General features: G+C 62.4%; 15 protein-coding genes. 3 read left to right on the plus strand and 12 right to left on the minus strand.

Translation table 11 applies throughout. The features are described from left to right. Positions 1-44: 44 nt before the first annotated feature. The 3 genes from folP to GGR36_RS06930 all read right to left on the minus strand — a co-directional run bounded on the left by folP (position 45) and on the right by GGR36_RS06930 (position 3,562). Positions 45-893, minus strand: a complete 849-nt coding sequence (folP, locus tag GGR36_RS06920) for a dihydropteroate synthase (RefSeq protein WP_183633472.1) — start codon at positions 891-893, stop codon at positions 45-47. Between the two features lie 54 nt (positions 894-947). Beyond that, positions 948-2,834: an ATP-dependent zinc metalloprotease FtsH gene (ftsH, locus tag GGR36_RS06925; protein ID WP_183633475.1), complete on the minus strand. Its 1,887-nt coding sequence runs from the start codon at positions 2,832-2,834 to the stop codon at positions 948-950. Positions 2,835-2,941: 107 nt separating this feature from the next. Next, positions 2,942-3,562 (minus strand): RlmE family RNA methyltransferase, encoded by a 621-nt coding sequence (locus GGR36_RS06930; protein WP_183633476.1) that lies wholly within the window; start codon positions 3,560-3,562, stop codon positions 2,942-2,944. Positions 3,563-3,597: 35 nt separating this feature from the next. On the opposite strand from GGR36_RS06930, the gene GGR36_RS06935 reads away from it, so the two are divergent. Continuing rightward, positions 3,598-4,074, plus strand: coding sequence for a YhbY family RNA-binding protein (locus tag GGR36_RS06935; RefSeq protein WP_183633478.1), 477 nt, complete (start codon positions 3,598-3,600; stop codon positions 4,072-4,074). 31 nt (positions 4,075-4,105) lie between these two features. On the opposite strand, the gene GGR36_RS06940 is transcribed toward GGR36_RS06935, so the two are convergent. From GGR36_RS06940 to GGR36_RS06975, 8 genes are all read right to left on the minus strand, one after another. After that, on the minus strand, positions 4,106-4,570 hold the full coding sequence (locus tag GGR36_RS06940) for a DUF4149 domain-containing protein (RefSeq protein WP_183633480.1): 465 nt from the start codon (positions 4,568-4,570) through the stop codon (positions 4,106-4,108). Between the two features lie 2 nt (positions 4,571-4,572). Further along, a complete protein-coding gene (gene greA / locus GGR36_RS06945; RefSeq protein ID WP_183633482.1) occupies positions 4,573-5,049 on the minus strand; it encodes a transcription elongation factor GreA in 477 nt (158 codons plus the stop codon). 18 nt (positions 5,050-5,067) lie between these two features. Further along, the gene (carB, locus tag GGR36_RS06950; protein ID WP_183633484.1) at positions 5,068-8,286 is read right to left on the minus strand and encodes a carbamoyl-phosphate synthase large subunit; all 3,219 of its coding nucleotides are present in this window, start codon (positions 8,284-8,286) and stop codon (positions 5,068-5,070) included. Positions 8,287-8,341: 55 nt separating this feature from the next. Then, the gene (carA, locus tag GGR36_RS06955) at positions 8,342-9,487 is read right to left on the minus strand and encodes a glutamine-hydrolyzing carbamoyl-phosphate synthase small subunit (RefSeq protein WP_183633486.1); all 1,146 of its coding nucleotides are present in this window, start codon (positions 9,485-9,487) and stop codon (positions 8,342-8,344) included. A 172-nt stretch (positions 9,488-9,659) separates the two neighbouring features. Beyond that, positions 9,660-12,521 (minus strand): hybrid sensor histidine kinase/response regulator, encoded by a 2,862-nt coding sequence (locus tag GGR36_RS06960; protein WP_183633488.1) that lies wholly within the window; start codon positions 12,519-12,521, stop codon positions 9,660-9,662. Continuing rightward, positions 12,467-13,609 (minus strand): FIST signal transduction protein, encoded by a 1,143-nt coding sequence (locus GGR36_RS06965; RefSeq protein ID WP_183633490.1) that lies wholly within the window; start codon positions 13,607-13,609, stop codon positions 12,467-12,469. Before GGR36_RS06965 ends, GGR36_RS06960 begins: the two co-directional genes overlap by 55 nt. 86 nt (positions 13,610-13,695) lie before the next feature. After that, the gene (gene dapB, locus GGR36_RS06970; protein ID WP_183633492.1) at positions 13,696-14,499 is read right to left on the minus strand and encodes a 4-hydroxy-tetrahydrodipicolinate reductase; all 804 of its coding nucleotides are present in this window, start codon (positions 14,497-14,499) and stop codon (positions 13,696-13,698) included. Positions 14,500-14,537: 38 nt separating this feature from the next. Continuing rightward, on the minus strand, positions 14,538-14,933 hold the full coding sequence (locus GGR36_RS06975) for an outer membrane protein assembly factor BamE (protein WP_183633495.1): 396 nt from the start codon (positions 14,931-14,933) through the stop codon (positions 14,538-14,540). An 83-nt stretch (positions 14,934-15,016) separates the two neighbouring features. On the opposite strand from GGR36_RS06975, the gene fur reads away from it, so the two are divergent. Both fur and GGR36_RS06985 read left to right on the plus strand, forming a co-directional pair. Continuing rightward, positions 15,017-15,469: a ferric iron uptake transcriptional regulator gene (gene fur, locus GGR36_RS06980; protein ID WP_183633497.1), complete on the plus strand. Its 453-nt coding sequence runs from the start codon at positions 15,017-15,019 to the stop codon at positions 15,467-15,469. A 174-nt stretch (positions 15,470-15,643) separates the two neighbouring features. Next, positions 15,644-16,876, plus strand: coding sequence for a glycosyltransferase family 4 protein (locus tag GGR36_RS06985; protein WP_183633499.1), 1,233 nt, complete (start codon positions 15,644-15,646; stop codon positions 16,874-16,876). Positions 16,877-16,933: 57 nt separating this feature from the next. Here GGR36_RS06985 and GGR36_RS06990 read toward each other — a convergent pair whose 3' ends face one another. Then, positions 16,934-18,379: an HlyD family type I secretion periplasmic adaptor subunit gene (locus GGR36_RS06990; RefSeq protein ID WP_183633501.1), complete on the minus strand. Its 1,446-nt coding sequence runs from the start codon at positions 18,377-18,379 to the stop codon at positions 16,934-16,936. Positions 18,380-18,387 lie beyond the last annotated feature (8 nt).

Here is an 18,387-nt window from a genome sequence, read left to right on the forward strand (position 1 = left end):
CTTCCAATACCTTTTCTCGTTTGGCGCGTGGCGCCATTGGCAGGTCAGCAGCCGCTGCGTGCGTTGATGGATCCGCCGAGTTTCTGCCAGACTTTTAGCCCCGCGACAGTCTGCGCAACATCGTGAACACGGAGGATGGTGGCACCACGCGATGCGGCCGCGACTGCAGCAACGACACTCGGAACAACTCGCTGATCGACGGGGAGCTCGGTAATCTCGCCAAGCATTGATTTCCTCGAGACCCCAACCAGCACAGGTGCAAGTTCGCCAAAGCGCTCCAGCGCACCAAATAGCGCAAGATTGTGCGCCAGAGTCTTGCCAAATCCAAAACCGGGGTCGATCAGGATGCATTCAGACTCGATACCTGCATCGAGTGCGGCCAGCTTTCGCGCGTGAAGAAATGACCAGACTTCGTCTACAGCATCGTCATAGCGCGGCGCATTTTGCATGTCACCCGGCTCACCCTTCTTGTGCATCAGGCACACGGCACAGTCGCTCGCTGCGACGGCCTCCATGGCGCCCGGCGCTTGCAATGCGTTGATGTCGTTAATGAGCGAGGCGCCGACGGCAATTGAAGCTGCCATGACTTCAGGTTTTGTCGTATCGACCGAAACCGGGACGCCAAGGCGGGCGATGGCCTCCACGACCGGCACCACCCGACGCATTTCCTCGTCTAGCGAAACGCTTGCTGCACCGGGCCGGGACGATTCACCACCCACGTCGATGATGTCCGCCCCTGCCGCGATGGCCATTTGCGCACTATTGACGGCAGCATCGATTCGATTGCCGAACCCATCCCCCGAAAACGAGTCGGGGGTGACGTTGATGATGGCCATCACGAGCGGACGGGCAACAGGCAGATCGAATCTGCCGATTTTCAAGTGCTGTGGCATCTAAAGAAGTTGGGCCGGCGAGCCGGCCCAAGTGGGTGAGTACGCGCCCCAGGTTCAGGCAGGGGCAGTTGCGCTTGGCGCGGGTCCGGCCGGCCCATCGGAGGCCGAAGGCTTCGCTTGCGACGAAGCGTGCGGTGCGCGCACCGGGCGACCGGCCATGATGTCGCCAATCTGTTCCGCGTCGATCGTTTCCCATTCGAGAAGCGCAGCGGTCATGGCTTCAACCTTGTCGCGATTCTCTTCGAGGATCTTTCTGGCCAACGCATACTGGCTATCGACGATTCTCCGGATCTCGATATCAACCTGCTGAAGGGTTGCTTCGGAAAGGTTCTTGTGAGTCGTAATCGAACGCCCAAGGAACACTTCACCGTCGTTTTCGGCATAAACCATTGGCCCCAATGCGTCCGACATCCCATAGCGAGTAACCATGTCTCGCGCGATGCTTGTCGCACGCTCGAAATCGTTTGAAGCGCCAGTGGAAACCTTGCCGACAAAGATTTCCTCGGCCACACGACCACCAAATGCCATACAAATCTGCGCCAGCATTTGATCCCGATAGAGACTGAAGCGATCCATCTCAGGCAGGGACCACGTCACCCCAAGCGCCCGCCCACGCGGAATCACGGTCACTTTGTGGACCGGATCACAACCGGGCAGCACCGAACCGATGATCGCGTGCCCCGACTCATGGTACGCAGTGGCGCGCTTTTCCTCGGGCTGGATCACCATCGACTTGCGCTCGGCGCCCATGAAGATCTTGTCCTTGGCGCGCTCAAAATCGTCCATATCAACAAGACGTTTATTCGAACGCGCTGCGAACAGCGCAGCCTCATTGACCAAGTTCGCAAGGTCGGCACCGGACATTCCAGGTGTTCCGCGAGCCAAGACATTGGCATCGACGTCGGGGCCTACCGGCACCTTGCGCATATGAACCTTGATGATCTGTTCACGTCCGCGGATATCCGGCAACGGCACCACGACCTGGCGGTCGAAACGACCAGGACGCAGCAGGGCAGGATCCAGAACATCAGGGCGGTTCGTCGCAGCGATCACGATAACGCCGGTTTGACCCTCAAAACCGTCCATCTCCACGAGCAACTGGTTCAGCGTTTGTTCGCGCTCGTCGTTGCCGCCGCCCAGTCCAGCGCCGCGCTGGCGACCAACCGCGTCGATTTCGTCAATGAACACAATGCAGGGCGCCTGCTTCTTCGCGTTCTCGAACATGTCGCGAACCCGGGCCGCTCCGACGCCAACAAACATCTCGACGAAGTCGGAACCGGAGATTGAGAAGAACGGTACCTTGGCCTCGCCTGCAATCGCTTTGGCAAGCAAGGTCTTGCCGGTGCCGGGGGATCCAACCATCAGCACGCCTTTGGGGATACGGCCGCCGAGTTTCTGGAACTTCGAAGGGTCGCGCAGAAAATCGACAAGCTCGGCAACCTCTTCCTTGGCTTCGTCGCAACCAGCAACGTCAGCGAAGGTAATGCTGTTTGTCGATTCATCGAGCATCCGCGCACGGCTCTTGCCGAACGAGAACGCGCCGCCACGGCCACCGCCCTGCATCTGTCGCATGAAGAAGACCCACACGCCGATCAGCAACAGCATCGGGAACCAAGACACGAAGATGCTCATCAACAACGACTGCTCTTCTTCAGGCTTCGCGGTGATCTTGACCCCGTAGCGCATAAGGTCGCTCACCATCCACAGATCCTGGGTACCAGGCGTGAAAACCGTGATCTGCTTGTTGTCCTGGGTCGTCGCTCGCACGGTGCGGCCTTCGATCGTCACCTTCGCGATCCGCCCCTGCTTCGCCTCCTCCATGAACTGGGAGTATTCCATCTGGCTTTGCGCCGTCTGGCGATTGTTGAACTGGTTGAAAACCGTCATCAGCACGATGCCGATCACCAGCCAGATCGCTAAATTCTTGAAAAGATTGTTCAAGTCGCTTCCTTCTCAGGCCCGGACGGGGCCGCTGCCTACCGTAGACCAAGCCATTCTATGACCGTTCAATGCGTCGAGCCAATGGCACGCGCCACCGCCGCACAAAATCACTGTCGCTTGCCAAGCCCCAGCAAATAGACCTCTGAACTCCGATCGCGCGATGCCGCCGGTTTGCGAACATGCACTTGGGAGAACACCCGCCCCATTGCCTTGCGGAATTCATCAAAGCCCGAGCCCTGGAAGACCTTGACCAGCATGTTGCCTCCCGACATCAGGTGACGCTCTGCAAAATCAAGTGCCAATTCGCACAGGTAGATCGAGCGGCCTTGATCGATCGTTGCAATACCAGAGATATTGGGGGCGATGTCCGAAAGAACAAGGTCCACCGCTCGACCGCCCAAACGTTCTTCAAGGGCAGCCAAGACCGACTCCTCTGTGAAGTCGCCCTGGATGAACTCCACCCCTTCTATCGGCGCAAACTCCAGCAGGTCGAGCGCAAAGACACGCCCCCCCGGCATGACTTTCTTGACCACCACCTGGGTCCAACTCCCCGGAGCTGCGCCCAGTTCAACGACAACTTGCCCTTTGGCCAGCAAACGGTCCTTCTGGTCGATTTCAGTCAGCTTGAACGCCGCGCGAGAACGATAGCCTTCGGCCTTGGCGCGGTGCACCCAAGGGTCGTTCACATGCTCCTGCATCCACTGTTTGCTGGTCTTGGTCCGCTTCATCGCACTAGAATGTTGGTTTGCACAGCAGATTTTCCATGAAAACACTCACTTCAACCGAGCGTCGCGAACTACGCGCACGCGCACACGCCCTTGATCCGGTCGTCAGTATTGCTGAGAAAGGGCTCGCGCCGTCGGTTCTGAAAGAAATCGACCGCTCGCTGACCGCGCACGAACTGATCAAGATCCGCGTCTTCGGCGACGACCGCGAGGCGCGTCACGCCTACATGACGACGATCTGCGACGAACTGGGGTGCGCACCGGTGCAGATCATCGGGAAGCTACTGGTGGTCTTTCGTCCGGCTCCGGAAGCCGACGCCAAGCCAGAACCCAAGCTACCTGCCCGTCCAAGAACGGCGAGCCCACGTTCCAGCGCGAAAAGCGCCGGTTCGCGCGCCGGCAGTGCCCCACGCCCGGCCACCAAACTAAGGGGAAGCGCCCTCACCGGCGGAACCGCACGTCCGCGCACAACGGCGGTGCGTTCGGGCACCCCCCGCAAACCCAAGAGCCGCTGACGGTTGCAGCGCTCTCTACAAGCCCGCGTCGTCAGCGACGCGGGCTTGTAGCTTCAAGGACCACGAGCGCTCCGCCGAGGCCGCTCTGGATTAGGTAGAGCACGCTCGAGATCCCGTGCCACGCAGCAAAACGGTCGCGCACCAGGCTCTCCATCACTTCTCGCGGAAACGCTTCGGCCTTCAATTGGGCGAGGATCGGCTGAATGCCGAACTGCGAGGCTAGCGTGAGCAGGAACATTAGCAACACGATCCAGACGGATGCGCCCCTGAAGGACTGGGAGCCGCGCTCAATGACAATGAACAGGATGAGATAGAGCGCAGCACCAACGCCGATCCACCCGACAGCCGAAAACAGGCGACCTGCAATCTGGCCAGCAAGGCTTCGGTCCGCCAGGCTCGAAAACAGCACCGGGGCGACGATGCCGCCGATGGTCCACAAGGCGCCTACCCACAACGTAAGCGCAAGCGCAAAAACGGGGCGTCCGATCTGCCGCATCGTCAGATGTACTTGACGTCCAGCACTTCGTATTCGCGCACGCCGCCAGGCGCCTGAACCGCTGCGATGTCGCCGGCGTACTTGCCGATCAGCGCACGCGAGATTGGCGAGGCCACCGAAATCTTGCCAACACGCAGATCGGCTTCGTCCTCGCCCACGATCTGGTAGGTCACCGTATCGCCGGTGCTCAGGTCTTCGAGTTCAACCGTGGCACCGAACACGCAACGACCATCGGCATCCAGCAACTTCGGATCGATGATCTGTGCGGACGAGAGCTTGGCCTCGACCTCCTTGATGCGCCCTTCGATGAAGCCCTGCCGCTCCTTCGCGGCATCGTATTCGGCGTTTTCGGACAGATCGCCGTGCGAACGCGCCTCGGCGATCGCCTCGATGACCGCCGGACGATCGACAGTCTTGAGCCGCTGCAATTCAGCGCGCAGTTTCTCGGCGCCGTTGAGGGTCAGTGGAACCTTGTTCATGTATTGCCTAGCCCGCCATCAAGCAAGTTCCGCGTGCAGAGCCTGCAGCGCATACGGTGTCATTTCGGAAAGGTGCCGGATGCCTATGCAGGCAGCACGGGCGCCTTCGATCGTCGTCTGGATTGTCACCTTCGCGGCCAGCGCACTCGTGCGGATCGAGCGCGAATCGGCAATCGCCTGTCGCTTTTCTTCGACGGTGTTGATGATCAGACTGATCTCGTTGTTCTTGATCATGTCCACGATGTGCGGACGACCTTCGGTCACTTTGTTTACCGGTGTCACCACGATGCCCGCGGCAGACAACGCGGCCGCAGTGCCGCGCGTTGCAACCAGCTTGAAGCCGAGTTCAGCCAATTCACGTGCCACTTCCACTGCTTTCGGACGATCGGCCATCTTGACGCTGATGAAGGCCGTGCCGCCGGTCGGAAGGGTTGCGCCCGCCGCCAGCTGGCTCTTGATGAACGCTTCGGCGAAGGTGCGACCGACCCCCATCACCTCTCCGGTCGACTTCATTTCCGGGCCGAGGATCGTGTCCACGCCCGGGAACTTCGCGAACGGGAAGACGGCTTCTTTCACCGAATAATACGGCGGGACCACCTCGCCCTTGACGCCCTGGTCGGCCAGCGTGATGCCCGCCATGCAGCGCGCAGCGATCTTTGCCAGCGGCAGAGAGCAGGCCTTGGAGACGAACGGCACCGTGCGCGATGCACGAGGATTGACCTCCAGTACGTAGACGACCGCATCGTCGCCCTTGCCCTGGATCGCGAACTGGACGTTCATGAGGCCGCACACATTGAGCGCGCGCGCCATCAACTCGGTCTGCCGGCGCAACTCGTCCTGGAGCGTCCTGGAGAGCGTATAGGGCGGCAGCGAACAGGCCGAGTCACCCGAATGCACGCCCGCCTGCTCAATGTGTTCCATGATGCCGCCGATGATGACCTGCTTGCCATCGGACAACGCATCGACATCCACTTCGGTCGCATCATTGAGGAAGCGATCCAGCAGCACCGGCGAGTCGTTCGACACCTTGACCGCCTCGCGCATGTAGCGCTCCAGATCCTTCTGCTCATGCACGATTTCCATCGCGCGACCGCCAAGCACATATGACGGGCGTACGACCAGCGGATAGCCGATTTCTGCAGCCAGTCGCACCGCTTCTTCCGGCGCGCGTGCGGTGCGATTGGGGGGCTGCTTCAGACCAAGGTCGTTGAGCAGCTTCTGGAAGCGTTCGCGGTCCTCTGCGGCATCGATCATGTCGGGCGACGTGCCGATGATCGGCACGCCATTGGCCTCGAGTTCACGCGCCCGCTTCAGCGGCGTCTGGCCACCGAACTGCACGATCACGCCAACCGGCTTCTCAACGGCAACGATCTCGAGAATATCTTCGAGCGTCAGCGGCTCGAAGTACAGCCGGTCGGAAGTGTCATAGTCCGTCGACACGGTTTCCGGGTTGCAGTTGACCATGATGGTCTCGAACCCGTCCTCGCGCAGCGCCAATGCAGCATGCACGCAGCAGTAGTCGAACTCGATGCCCTGGCCGATCCGGTTCGGGCCGCCGCCCAAGACCATGATCTTCTTGCGATTGGTCGGTTGCGCCTCGCACTCATCCTCGTAAGCCGAGTACAAGTAGGCCGTTTCGGTCGCAAATTCAGCCGCGCAGGTATCCACACGCTTGAATACCGGACGCACGCCGAGCGTATGCCGTTGCAGGCGGACGCTGGTTTCGTCAGTGCCCAGCAGCTTGGAGAGCCGGCGATCGGAGAAACCCTTGCGCTTCAGATCGCGCAATTCCGGCGCGAGCAAGGACTTGAGCGAACGGCCGACGAGCGACTTCTCGGTCAGCACGATGTCCTCGATTTGCGCGAGGAACCAAGGATCGATCTTCGTCAGGGCGTGAACCTGCTCCTGCGTCATCCCTTCGCGGAAGGCCTGGCCGACGTACCAGATGCGTTCAGCACCCGGATTGGCCAGTTCGCTTTCGAGTTCTTCGCGATCGCACTCGACTTCGTCCAGGCCGTAGGCGCCGGTCTCCAGACCGCGCAAGGCCTTCTGGAACGATTCCTGGAAGGTGCGGCCCATGGCCATCACCTCGCCCACCGACTTCATCTGAGTGGTCAGGCGGTCGTTCGCAGCCGGAAACTTCTCGAACGCGAAGCGCGGAATCTTGGTGACGATGTAGTCGATCGACGGTTCGAACGATGCCGGCGTGGCGCCGCCGGTGATGTCGTTCTTCAATTCATCCAGCGTGAAACCTACCGCCAGTTTCGCGGCGATCTTGGCGATCGGGAACCCGGTCGCCTTGGAGGCCAGTGCGGACGAACGCGAGACGCGCGGGTTCATCTCGATCACGATCAGGCGGCCGTCTTTCGGATTGACCGAGAACTGCACGTTCGAACCGCCGGTATCCACGCCGATTTCGCGCAGTACCGCGATCGACGCGTTCCGCATGATCTGGTACTCGCGGTCGGTCAGCGTCTGCGCAGGTGCAATGGTGATCGAATCACCCGTATGCACACCCATCGGGTCAAGGTTTTCGATCGAGCACACGATGATGCAGTTGTCGTGCTTGTCGCGCACGACCTCCATCTCGTATTCCTTCCATCCGAGCAGCGACTCTTCGATCAACAACTCGCGGGTTGGCGAAAGATCGAGCCCACGGGTGCAGATTTCGACGAATTCCTCGATGTTGTAGGCAATGCCGCCGCCCGTGCCGCCCATCGTGAAAGACGGGCGGATGATGGCCGGGAAGCCCACGGTCGCCTGAACGGCCATCGCCTCTTCCATCGAATGGGCAACGCCGGATCGGGCCGATTCCAGACCGATCTTGGTCATCGCCTGCTTGAACTTCTGACGGTCCTCGGCCTTGTCGATAGCATCGGGTTTGGCGCCGATCATCTCGACCTTGTACTTTTCGAGTACGCCGTTATGCCAGAGATCTAGCGCGCAGTTCAGCGCTGTCTGGCCGCCCATCGTCGGCAGAATCGCGTCCGGGCGTTCCTTCTCGATGATGCGTTCGAGCACCTGCCAGGTGATCGGCTCGATGTAGGTCACATCGGCCATGCCCGGGTCGGTCATGATCGTTGCCGGATTGGAGTTCACCAGGATGACGCGGTAACCCTCGTCACGCAGGGCCTTGCAGGCCTGTGCGCCGGAATAGTCGAACTCGCACGCCTGACCGATGACGATCGGGCCTGCGCCGATGATCAGGATGCTCTGGATGTCTGTACGCTTGGGCATGTCTTTTCACCACCGGGGCGAGGCGCACCACCCGAAGGTCGCGCGCCGGAGGAAATCACTTCTTGGCTTGCTCGAGGAAGCCGACGAAACGGTCAAACAGGTAGGCCACGTCGTGCGGGCCCGGGCTGGCTTCCGGGTGACCCTGGAAGCACAGTGCCGGACGATCCGTCCAGGCCAAGCCCTGCAGACTGCCGTCGAAGAGCGACACATGCGTCACCTTCACGTTGGCCGGCAGCGTGGCCGGGTCAGCGGCAAAGCCATGGTTCTGGCTGGTGATCAGCACCCGGCCCGAATCAAGATCCTTGACCGGATGGTTCGCGCCGTGGTGGCCGAACTTCATCTTCATGGTCTTTGCACCAGCCGCCAGCGCCATCAACTGATGCCCGAGGCAGATGCCGAAGGTCGGAATCTTGCGGTCGAGGAATTCGCGGATTGCGGCGATCGCGTAGTCGCAAGGCTCCGGGTCGCCCGGGCCGTTCGAGAGGAACACGCCATCGGGGTTGAGCGCCAGCACGTCGGCCGCAGGCGTCTTCGCCGGCACCACGGTGAGCTTGCATCCGCGCTCTGCCAGCATGTGCAGTATGTTGCGCTTGACGCCAAAGTCGTAGGCGACGACGTGGAAGCGGGCCGATGCCTGTTCGCGAAATCCCTCACCGAGGCGCCATTCGCCGCGCGTCCACTCGTAGCGCTCAGCGGTCGTCACGACCTGCGCAAGGTCCATTCCAGCAAGCCCGGGGAAACCGCGCGCCTCAGCGACGGCCGCGTCGGCATCAATCGACTCACCGACGTCAGCAGTGACGATACAACCGGCCTGCGCACCTTTTTCGCGCAGGATTCTCGTCAGTTTCCGCGTATCGATGCCGGCAATCGCCACAACGCCCTCGGCCTGCAGGTACGCATCGAGAGATTGTTCGGCACGGAAGCTTGACACCCGCAACGGCAGGTTCCGCACGATCAGGCCCGCGGCATAGGTGCGCGAGGCTTCGCAGTCCTCACGGTTGACGCCGGTATTCCCGATGTGGGGGTGTGTCAGCGTGACAATCTGGCGACTGTAAGAGGGGTCGGTCAGGATTTCCTGATACCCGGTAATGGCGGTATTGAAAACCACTTCACCGACGGACTTTCCGACGGCGCCGATCCCCTTGCCGTGGAACACCGTACCATCGGCGAGCGCGAGCAAGGCTGGGGGAAATGCTGTCACAGCGGACTCCCTGAAACTATCGCAATATTCCGGAATTCTGAGCGAGCGCCGGAACCGGCGCCGGACATGAAAAACGGGATTCGCCGCATGGCGCATCCCGCTCTCAATTGATCATCAAATTGTAGCAATTTCCCACGCCCCGGGCAAACACCTTCGTCGATTACGGACGGGATCAGGCGCCGTGTTCACGTCGCAAATAACTCGCCAAACGATCCAGCTCGGGGATCAGGTCGGCCAGGCGCGCCAGTGATTCCGGCCCTTTTTGCGCCCTTGCCGCAATCTCGAGTTTGAGCGCAGCATCGGCCACCGTAGCGGCACCGAAGATGCCGGCCGAGGATTTGAGCGAGTGCGCACCGCGAGAAAGCACTTCCCAGTTGGAAACTTCTGCCGCACGCAGCAGTTCCGCCCTGGAACGCCCGTAGTCCTGAAGGAACACGCCAATCAGCATCTGCACTGCGGCCTCGTCGCCTTCAAGGGTGTCCCGCGTCTGGTCAAGATCCGCCACGTCTCCGCTGCTCACGAATGGATCTCCCTCGATCTCGGTTCTGGAGCCGTCGTAATACTCTTCCGTCACGGTTTCCTTGCGCACCACCCGTTTCAAGGCCGCGAAAAGTTCGGCGGGCTTGAGTGGTTTCACCACGTAATCGTCCATGCCCGCTTCAAGGCAGCGATTGCGATCGGCAGGCATGGCGTGCGCCGTCATCGCAATGATCGGAATCGACTCAAGCAGCCCGGTGCCCGCCCAGCTTCGTCGCGCCTCGCGGGCGCGAATTGCACGGGTCGCCTCGATGCCACCCATGACCGGCATCTGCACATCCATCAGGATCACGTCGAAATTCTCGCGATCGAAGTACTCCACCGCTTCGGCGCCATTGTTGGCCAACTGCACCCGGTGCCCGGCGCGCTCCAGCACCTTCTGCGCCACTGCCTGGTTTACCGGGTTGTCTTCGACCAGCAGGATCTCAAGTGGCTCGGCGCGCGCTTCGGTAGCGGCGCTGGCGGCAGCGAGATCGAATTCCGCCAGCGAGAAACCGCTGCTGCCATCAACACCGAAGGCCAGCAGCGCGGCATCGACCAGATCGCGTCTCGAAAACGGTTTCACCAAGTGGGCACGAGACCCGAGTCGCCTGCAACGGTCAGCGTCCTCACGCTGATTGACCGTATTGAGGAGCATGACAAATCGTTCGCACGACGCCCCAAAATCGAAGAATCGGGAGGGCAGCGAGAAGCCGCCGGGGTCCGGCAAAGCCGCATCAACCAGCATCAGGTCGTAGTAGGCATTTGCGTCGACGGCAGCTTTGAGCGCCGCTTGGGCCGACTCCACCGACGAAACCCAGGTGACTGGCAATCCCGCAGCACCAAGCCAACCGTGGATGCAGCGGGCCAGGGTGCGGTTCTCGATCACAAGAAGGGCGCGGCGACCAAGGAACTCGGGGCGGGGCGCTTGCGCGGCAGGCTCCTCGACGATTTCGGCGCGCAAGGTAAAGCGGAAGCAGCTGCCCTGCCCTGGCGTGCTTTCGACCGACAAACGCCCATCCATCAGTTCGACCAGGCGGCGCGAAATGGCCAAGCCGAGACCGGTACCGCCGAACCGTCGCGTCGTGGAGGTATCGGCCTGCGAGAATTCATCGAAGATCGTCTTGTGCTTCTCCGGCGGAATCCCGATCCCGGTATCTCGCACGAGGAACTCGATGCGGGCGAATCCGCCTTCACGCTCGAGCACCCGTACGCCGACTTCGATCTCCCCCTTTTCCGTAAATTTGATCGCGTTACCCACGAGATTCAACACGACTTGCCGCAAGCGCCCCGGGTCGCCCTTGAGCCGCACCGGCACATCGTCCGCGATGTTGGCGATCAGTTCGAGCCCCTTCTGGTGGGCACGCAAGGCAAGCGCCTTGATCGAATCCGCCACTGCATTGAACAGCGCGTACTCGATTACCTCCAGATCCATCCGCCCCGCCTCGATTTTCGAGAAGTCGAGGATGTCGTTGATGATCGTGAGCAGCGCCTCGCTCGATGATTTCACGGTCTCCAGATAGCCGCGCTGCTCATCATCCAGCTCGGTATCCAGCGCGAGCTCGGTCATGCCGATGATGCCGTTCATCGGCGTTCGGATCTCGTGGCTCATGTTCGCCAGGAAATCGCTTTTCGCGCGGTTGGCGGCCTCGGCCGCCTCCTTGGCGTTGAGCAGTTCCAGCTCGAAACGCTTGCGCTCGGTGATGTCGCGGTGGGTCCCCACGACGCGCACCGCCCCACCCGCCTCATCACGCTTGACCACCTTGCCGCGGGCGAGAATCCATTTCCACTCGCCCGCTTTGGTACGCATCCGGAATTCGGACTCATACTCGGAAGCACCTTGCAGCAGGTGGGCGACCAGGCGTGCCTGCGCAGCCGGCAGATCGTCCGGGTGCACCATTGCCTTCCACGCTTCGAAGGTCGGTTCGATTTCCTCCAGGGCATATCCGAGCATCGCCGCCCAGCGCGAGCTGAAATGCGCCGCACCTGAAGCAATATCCCAATCCCAGATTCCGTCTTCCGAGCTATCGAGTGCCAGCTTCAGGCGTTCTTCGGTGACGCCCAGCAACAAGGACGCACGACGACGCTCGTTAACCAGCGCGCTGAGCGAACTCGCCAGTTCGGTGACATCAAGCCGCGCGACGGCATCTTCACCGCGGGTATCGCCGAGTCCGCTCAGAGCGTCACGCAACGCGTCGAGCACCTTCTGCTGCGCCGTGCTTTCCTCTCGCAAGCGATCGTTCGCATCGAGCAATTCGCGAGACGAGAGTTCCAGACTGCGCGTCCGCAAAACCAGATCGCGTTCGTACTGCTGGTAGGTGCTCTCGACCATCGCCATCAGATGGCCAAGCCCGCTCGCCAATTCGCCCGCGGTACGCTGCTCCTGGGCGATCACGCCCAACAGCGCCTGCGGCGAATCAACGCCAAAGGCCCGACGCAGTTGCCTTGCCAGCAAAGGGCTGGTCAGGGTCGTGCGTACAGGGTTGCGATGGTCATCGTCTGGTTGTGCAGCTTGCATTCGGTGGTATCGAGAAATGGGCTGATTTCGCCGTTGGAATAGAAGCCGCACAGGGTGCCGGCTGCGCCGAGGACATCTCCGACCGCTTCGACCTCTTCGTCGACACGGTCACCCATCACCAGTTTGCGGCCAACGCAACTGACCAGAATCGACAAGCAGGTGCGATCGGAAGCGTCGGCGCGAGACGCGGCCTCGGCCGCCGCGGCCGCGCCCTCAACCAGCGCATCGGTGCGGGCATGCATCATCTGCATGAAGCCGTGCTCGTCCACGTCGCCGGCGAGAATGAGCGCGCCCTCCCCTTCATGAACACCAAGGATCGTGCGTATCAGCCCGACCTGTGCGCGCTCGGAATTGACCATCGAAAACGGGAAAAGCAGACCCGAACCGGGGAGCTCATCGGCATAGGTGCCGAGATAGCGTTTGTAGATCGCCAGCGCCGACTCGCCGTCGAGTTCATAGAGCACGTTGCCCTCGGCGCGCGTCACCCGGCGCATCGGGCCGAAGGGTTGCCAGCCGCCAAAACTGCCGTGCCCGACTTCGAAAACCGCCCGGCTCAACCCCACCGCAACGACTTCGCGGTCGCCCTCTGCTTCGTTGCTGAGCACGAAGGTGCGGGTGAATGTGCCACGATCGCCTGCGAGGCCACCGCAAACCGGCACTTCCGGGCTCAATGCGTTCCGCACACCTCGGATAAGCGCACTGCCGTTGACGTCGACGCCGGGCGCAAACAGCAGCACAGCCGCGAACGGCTCTGCACCCAACAGTTTTCCAATGCGAGTGCCTGCCGGCTCCGAATCCTCCATGCCTTGGAGGCGGGTACGCACTGCGGTGACAGCGCCGGCACCCGTTTTGACCGCTGTGACGACGATGCTGCCATCGGAAACGCCACGCAAGGATATTTCGCCGGCGGTGGAACACCCGCACAACACGGCCGAGGGAAAAACCGACCTGAGGCGAGTGTGGAGATGGCCGTCAAAGGCATCGACGTCGGCGAACACCAGCACCCAATCGGGAGCCAGGGCTTGCAGCCCCGCCAGTGAGGTTTCGTTCCAATCGCGCGCGGACAGCACCGCTTGGGAAATCTGCATGCCTTACCCCGAGAAATTCGGAATGCGCTAACGCTTCCGGCAAGCTGGGTTAACGGCCCTCAGGCAGAAAACTTCAGGAATGCGGCTCAACGCAGCCCGAGCACGTCCTGCATGTCGTACAAGCCTGCCTTGCGGCCTTTGAGGAACTGCGCTGCACGCAAGGCGCCAAGGGCGTAGGGCATGCGACTCGATGCCTTGTGCGTGATCTCCACCCGTTCGCCGAGGCCAGCAAACAAGACGGTATGGTCACCGACTATGTCACCGCCACGCACGGTCGCAAATCCGATCTGCTGCGCCGGGCGCTCACCGGTAACACCCTCACGACCATAGACGGCACAGGTCTCGAGATCGCGATCAAGCGCGCGCGCGACCACCTCGCCCATGCGCAAGGCTGTGCCCGACGGCGCATCGACCTTGTGCCGATGATGCGCTTCGATGATTTCGATGTCGTAGCCACTGGCGAGAATGCGCGCGGCAACATCGAGCAGGCGGAACACCGCATTGACGCCGACCGCCATGTTCGGCGCGAAAACGACGGGAATCGTCTCGGCAGCGCGAGCGATTGCGTCCTTGCCAGCTGCGTCGACGCCGGTGGTACCGATAATCATCGCTTTCCCGGCGCGCTGCGCTGCGGCAAGGTGATGAAGGGTCCCTTCCGGCCGCGTGAAGTCGATGAGGCAGTCCGCCACCGCAAACGCTGCATCCACATCGCTGCTGATTGCGACGGCACTAGCCATGCCGACCAACTCGCCAGCGTCGCGCCCGATAAACGGACTTCCGGGGATGTCCACCGCCGCGGCAAGCGTGCAGGCCGGGTCCCGCAGGGTGGCTTCGAGCAGCATCCGGCCCATACGGCCCGATGCGCCAGCAATCGCAACTTTGACGGTCATGCGGAATCCTTGCAGTGGGATGCGCCGGCGGCCAGCAGCTACTTCTTCGCCGGCTCGATCTCGACCAGCCGATTGAGCCCCGCCTCGTTCACGGGCGCTGGCTGGATGTCACCTTCCCAGCGCGCGAGCGTGCCATCCTTAAAATACACGGAGAAGACCTTGCGCTCGATCTTGGAGCTGCGGCCGGCGCGAAACTCGTACGGGTAGTCCCAGCGATCGCCATGGAAGGGGTCGCTGAGGAGCGGTGTACCGAGGATAAAACGCACCTGCTCCGGTGTCATGCCAGCCTTGAGCCGGCCAACCATTTCCCCATCGATCGCCATGCCTTGACGCACATCGATGCGATAGGGGCGCAGCCAGTCGCAACCGCCCGCAAAGGGCAACAGGCACAGCGCGCACAGCAGTACGGCAGGTCGAAAACTCAAGCGCAGCATGGGTTGGGCGGAGCGGGTCGCGTTTCCAAATAGGGCTTCAGACTATATCATATGCGGCTAATCCGACCCCGCGGCCGCCATCCATGACCAACTCCCAAAGCCTCAAGAGCATGGGCCTCAAGGCCACTCTTCCCCGGCTTAAGATCCTCGAACTGTTCCAGCGCACCGACCAGCGCCACCTTACGGCCGAGGACGTCTACCGGATGTTGATGGCGGAAGACATGGACATCGGCCTGGCCACGGTGTATCGCGTGCTGACCCAGTTCGAACAAGCCGGCTTGCTTGAACGCCATCACTTCGAATCGGCCAAGGCGGTGTTCGAGCTGAACCACGGCCAGCACCACGATCACTTGGTCTGCATGCAATGCGGGCGGGTGGAAGAGTTCTACGACGCCGAAATCGAAGAGAAACAGAACCGCATCGCTCAGGAGCGCGGCTTCAAAGTGCGCGAACACGCGCTCCACCTGTATGTGGACTGCCTCAAGGAAGATTGCCCCAACAAGCGCAACGCCCCGCCGGCGTTCGGGCAGACCTGACCGCACACGGCGCGGCACGATCTTCGCGAACGAAGTAATCGGTGGATTACTCCCGCAATCCCGTCCGAGGGCGCTGACCAACATAGATCCGGTCTGGTGTGAGCAGACTGCCGCGCTGCACTCTTCTGCCCTGCACGGCTAACAAACGCTTGCCCCTGAGACCTCTAGCCCAGCATGCGCATCCTCTTCGTTCACCAGAACTTCCCCGGTCAGTTCGTGCACCTCGCGCCAGCGCTCGCCGCCGCAGGGCATGAAGTGGTCGCACTCGGCATGCGGGGCAAGCCGGTTCAGTTGCCGGGCGTGCGCGTGATCAGCCATCGCGTACCGGCCCCGCCAGAGGCGCTGTGGAAGTTGCTGTCGCGCACGGAACGGGACTGGCAAGCCAAGGTCATCCGCGGCAAGGCAACCGCCGACGTGGTCCGCCAGCTCGCGGCGCAAGGCTTCGTGCCCGACCTAGTCTTCGGCCATTCCGGCTGGGGCGAGACCCTGTTCATCAAGGACGTCCTGCCGGCGTGCAAGCTCGCGGTGTATGGCGAGTACTACTACTCAGCCTTCGGCCGCGACGCCCGCTTCGACCCGGAATTCGCCAGCAAGGACCCCGACGCCGCGCTGCGCATCCGCCTGAAGAACACCCACCTGCTGCATGCACTCGAGGCGGCCGACGCGGTGGTCTCGCCCACCGCGTTCCAGCGCGACAGCCACCCGGAGGTCTTCCGGCCGAAGATCGACGTGATCCACGACGGCATCGATACGCCCCGCTTCAGACCCGACCCGAAGGCGGTCGTACATCTGCGCGGCGCGGGCGTCAGCCTGAAGGCGGGCGACGAAGTCGTCACCTTCGTCGCGCGAAGCCTGGAGCCCTATCGTGGCTACCACGTCTTCATGCGCGCGCTGCCCCGGCTGTTGCGCGAACGTCCGCAGGCGCGCGTGGTGATCGTTGGCGCCGAAGGGGTCAGCTATGGCGCCCCCGGGCCGGACAACGGCAGCTGGAAGAACACCTTTCTCGACGAAGTGCGCAACCAGATCGATCCGTCCCGCGTCCATTTCGTCGGCCGCCTGCCGCACGAGCTGTTGACGCAGTTGATGCAGGTCTCGGCGGCACACGTGTACCTGACCTACCCGTTCGTGCTGTCGTGGTCCCTGCTCGAAGCAATGAGCGTGGGCTGCACCATCGTCGGCTCACGCACGGCCCCGGTGGAAGAGGTGATCCGGCACGGCGAGAACGGCCTGCTGGTGGACTTCTTCGACGCCGAAGCGCTGGCCGCCACCGTTGCCGATGTGCTCGCAAACCGCGCGGCCTACCGCGGCCTTGGCGCAGCCGCCCGCCAGTCGGTGGTCGAACGCTACGATCTGCGCTCGGTCTGCCTGCCTGCCCAGCTCGATTTCATCCGGCGACTGGCTGCGTGACGCGGCGGCGCAGCGGCTTCCACGTACGGAGCCGCCGCTGCGAAACCCCGATCAGGCTTAGCGCTCCCGAAGGCTCTCGCTGGTGTGCACGATCAGCGGATCGAGGAAGTACTCCATCACCGTCCGCACGCCGGTCTTGATCTCGACGCTCACCGCCATGCCGGGCGTCAGCGCGATGTCCTTGTTGCCGACGCGCATGCGGCTCTGGTCAAGTTCCACCAGCGCCTGATAGGTCAGGCCGCGCTTCTGGTCGGGAATCGCGTCGGTCGACACATGGCGCACGACGCCCTTCAAGGTGCCGTACTTGGTGTAGGGAAAGGTCTCGACCTTGACCGTCGCGGGCTGGTTGCGCTCGACGAAGCCGATGTCCTTGTTCTCGAGCGTCGCCTCGACCAGCAGGTGATCCTGGCGCGGGACGACGATCATCATCGGCTCCGCCTCCTTCAGCACGCCCCCCACCGTATGCACCGCCAGCTGCTGCACGACGCCGTCGACCGGCGCCACCACCCGCAACAGCCCGCTGCGCCGGTCGTTCTTGATGTGCTCCTGCTCCAGCTCGGCCGCGCGCTCGAGGGCCGCGGCACGATCGCTGAGCTGCGTCTTGCGGAATTCGGCCACGATCGATTCGCGCTGGCGCCCCAGCAACACCAGGCCGGCATCCAGCTCGCGCACCTTGTTCTTCTGTGCGGCGAGGTCGCGCTCCATCTCGATACGCAACTGCTCGCGGTCCAGATAGCCGTGGTAGGACATGAAGTTTTCCTCCACCAGCTTCTTGTAGTCCGAGGCGCGCTGTGCCACCAGCGGCAGGGTCTGCGAGAGCTTGACCACCAGCTCCTTCGCGGTGTCGCGCTCGGCCTCCTTCTGCGAGCGCTCGGCGTCGGCCGAGGCAAGCCGCGCCTGCAGCTCGCGCCAGAGGCCATCGGCCACCGCCTGTTCGCGCTGCACCTCGGGCTGCCAGCGCGCCGGCAGGGGCGCACCTTCCAGGCCCTTGGTCACATTCTGTGCCGCGCCACGCCGCAGCGCCTCCACCAGCGTCGCGGCCCTCGCCGCGGCAAGCCGGGCGGCCACCCAGGCCTGCATCGCACGATCGCGGTCCGATTCCGCCCCGGTGGCGTCGAGCTCCACCAGCGTCTCGCCCGCCTTCACGAACTGACCGTTCTCGACATGGATTCGCCGCACCACGGCAAGTTCGGGCGACTGGATCGTCTTGCTGTAGCCGCTCGGCACGATCTTGCCGCTCGCCACCGCAACGATGTCGACCCGGCCGAAGAATGCCCAGGCCAGCGTGAAGCCGATCAGCGCGATCAGGGTCCACATCATCCGGCGCGGCAGCGGTGACGGAGGTGTCTCCATCAGTTCCAGCGACGCGGGCAGGAACTCGCGTTCATCGCGACTGCGCTGCGGCGGGCTCAACTCCTCACGCAGGGTCCAGCTCGTCTGCAGCACAGACCGGTAGCGGTTGAGGATGTCGCACCAGGCCAGCAGCTTGAGTTTCCAGATCATGGCGCGGC

The organism is Niveibacterium umoris (assembly GCF_014197015.1).
GTDB lineage: Bacteria > Pseudomonadota > Gammaproteobacteria > Burkholderiales > Rhodocyclaceae > Niveibacterium > Niveibacterium umoris.

What these genes read in the sequence shown, in the direction of transcription:
- folP (WP_183633472.1), bottom strand. Translation starts at nt 893, where the DNA reads ATGCCACAGCACTTGAAAATCGGCAGATTCGATCTGCCTGTTGCCCGT.
- GGR36_RS06930 (WP_183633476.1), bottom strand. Translation starts at nt 3,562, where the DNA reads ATGAAGCGGACCAAGACCAGCAAACAGTGGATGCAGGAGCATGTGAAC.
- GGR36_RS06935 (WP_183633478.1), top strand. Translation starts at nt 3,598, where the DNA reads ATGAAAACACTCACTTCAACCGAGCGTCGCGAACTACGCGCACGCGCA.
- GGR36_RS06940 (WP_183633480.1), bottom strand. Translation starts at nt 4,570, where the DNA reads ATGCGGCAGATCGGACGCCCCGTTTTTGCGCTTGCGCTTACGTTGTGG.
- greA (WP_183633482.1), bottom strand. Translation starts at nt 5,049, where the DNA reads ATGAACAAGGTTCCACTGACCCTCAACGGCGCCGAGAAACTGCGCGCT.
- carB (WP_183633484.1), bottom strand. Translation starts at nt 8,286, where the DNA reads ATGCCCAAGCGTACAGACATCCAGAGCATCCTGATCATCGGCGCAGGC.
- GGR36_RS06960 (WP_183633488.1), bottom strand. Translation starts at nt 12,521, where the DNA reads ATGCAAGCTGCACAACCAGACGATGACCATCGCAACCCTGTACGCACG.
- GGR36_RS06965 (WP_183633490.1), bottom strand. Translation starts at nt 13,609, where the DNA reads ATGCAGATTTCCCAAGCGGTGCTGTCCGCGCGCGATTGGAACGAAACC.
- dapB (WP_183633492.1), bottom strand. Translation starts at nt 14,499, where the DNA reads ATGACCGTCAAAGTTGCGATTGCTGGCGCATCGGGCCGTATGGGCCGG.
- GGR36_RS06975 (WP_183633495.1), bottom strand. Translation starts at nt 14,933, where the DNA reads ATGCTGCGCTTGAGTTTTCGACCTGCCGTACTGCTGTGCGCGCTGTGC.
- fur (WP_183633497.1), top strand. Translation starts at nt 15,017, where the DNA reads ATGACCAACTCCCAAAGCCTCAAGAGCATGGGCCTCAAGGCCACTCTT.
- GGR36_RS06985 (WP_183633499.1), top strand. Translation starts at nt 15,644, where the DNA reads ATGCGCATCCTCTTCGTTCACCAGAACTTCCCCGGTCAGTTCGTGCAC.
- GGR36_RS06990 (WP_183633501.1), bottom strand. Translation starts at nt 18,379, where the DNA reads ATGATCTGGAAACTCAAGCTGCTGGCCTGGTGCGACATCCTCAACCGC.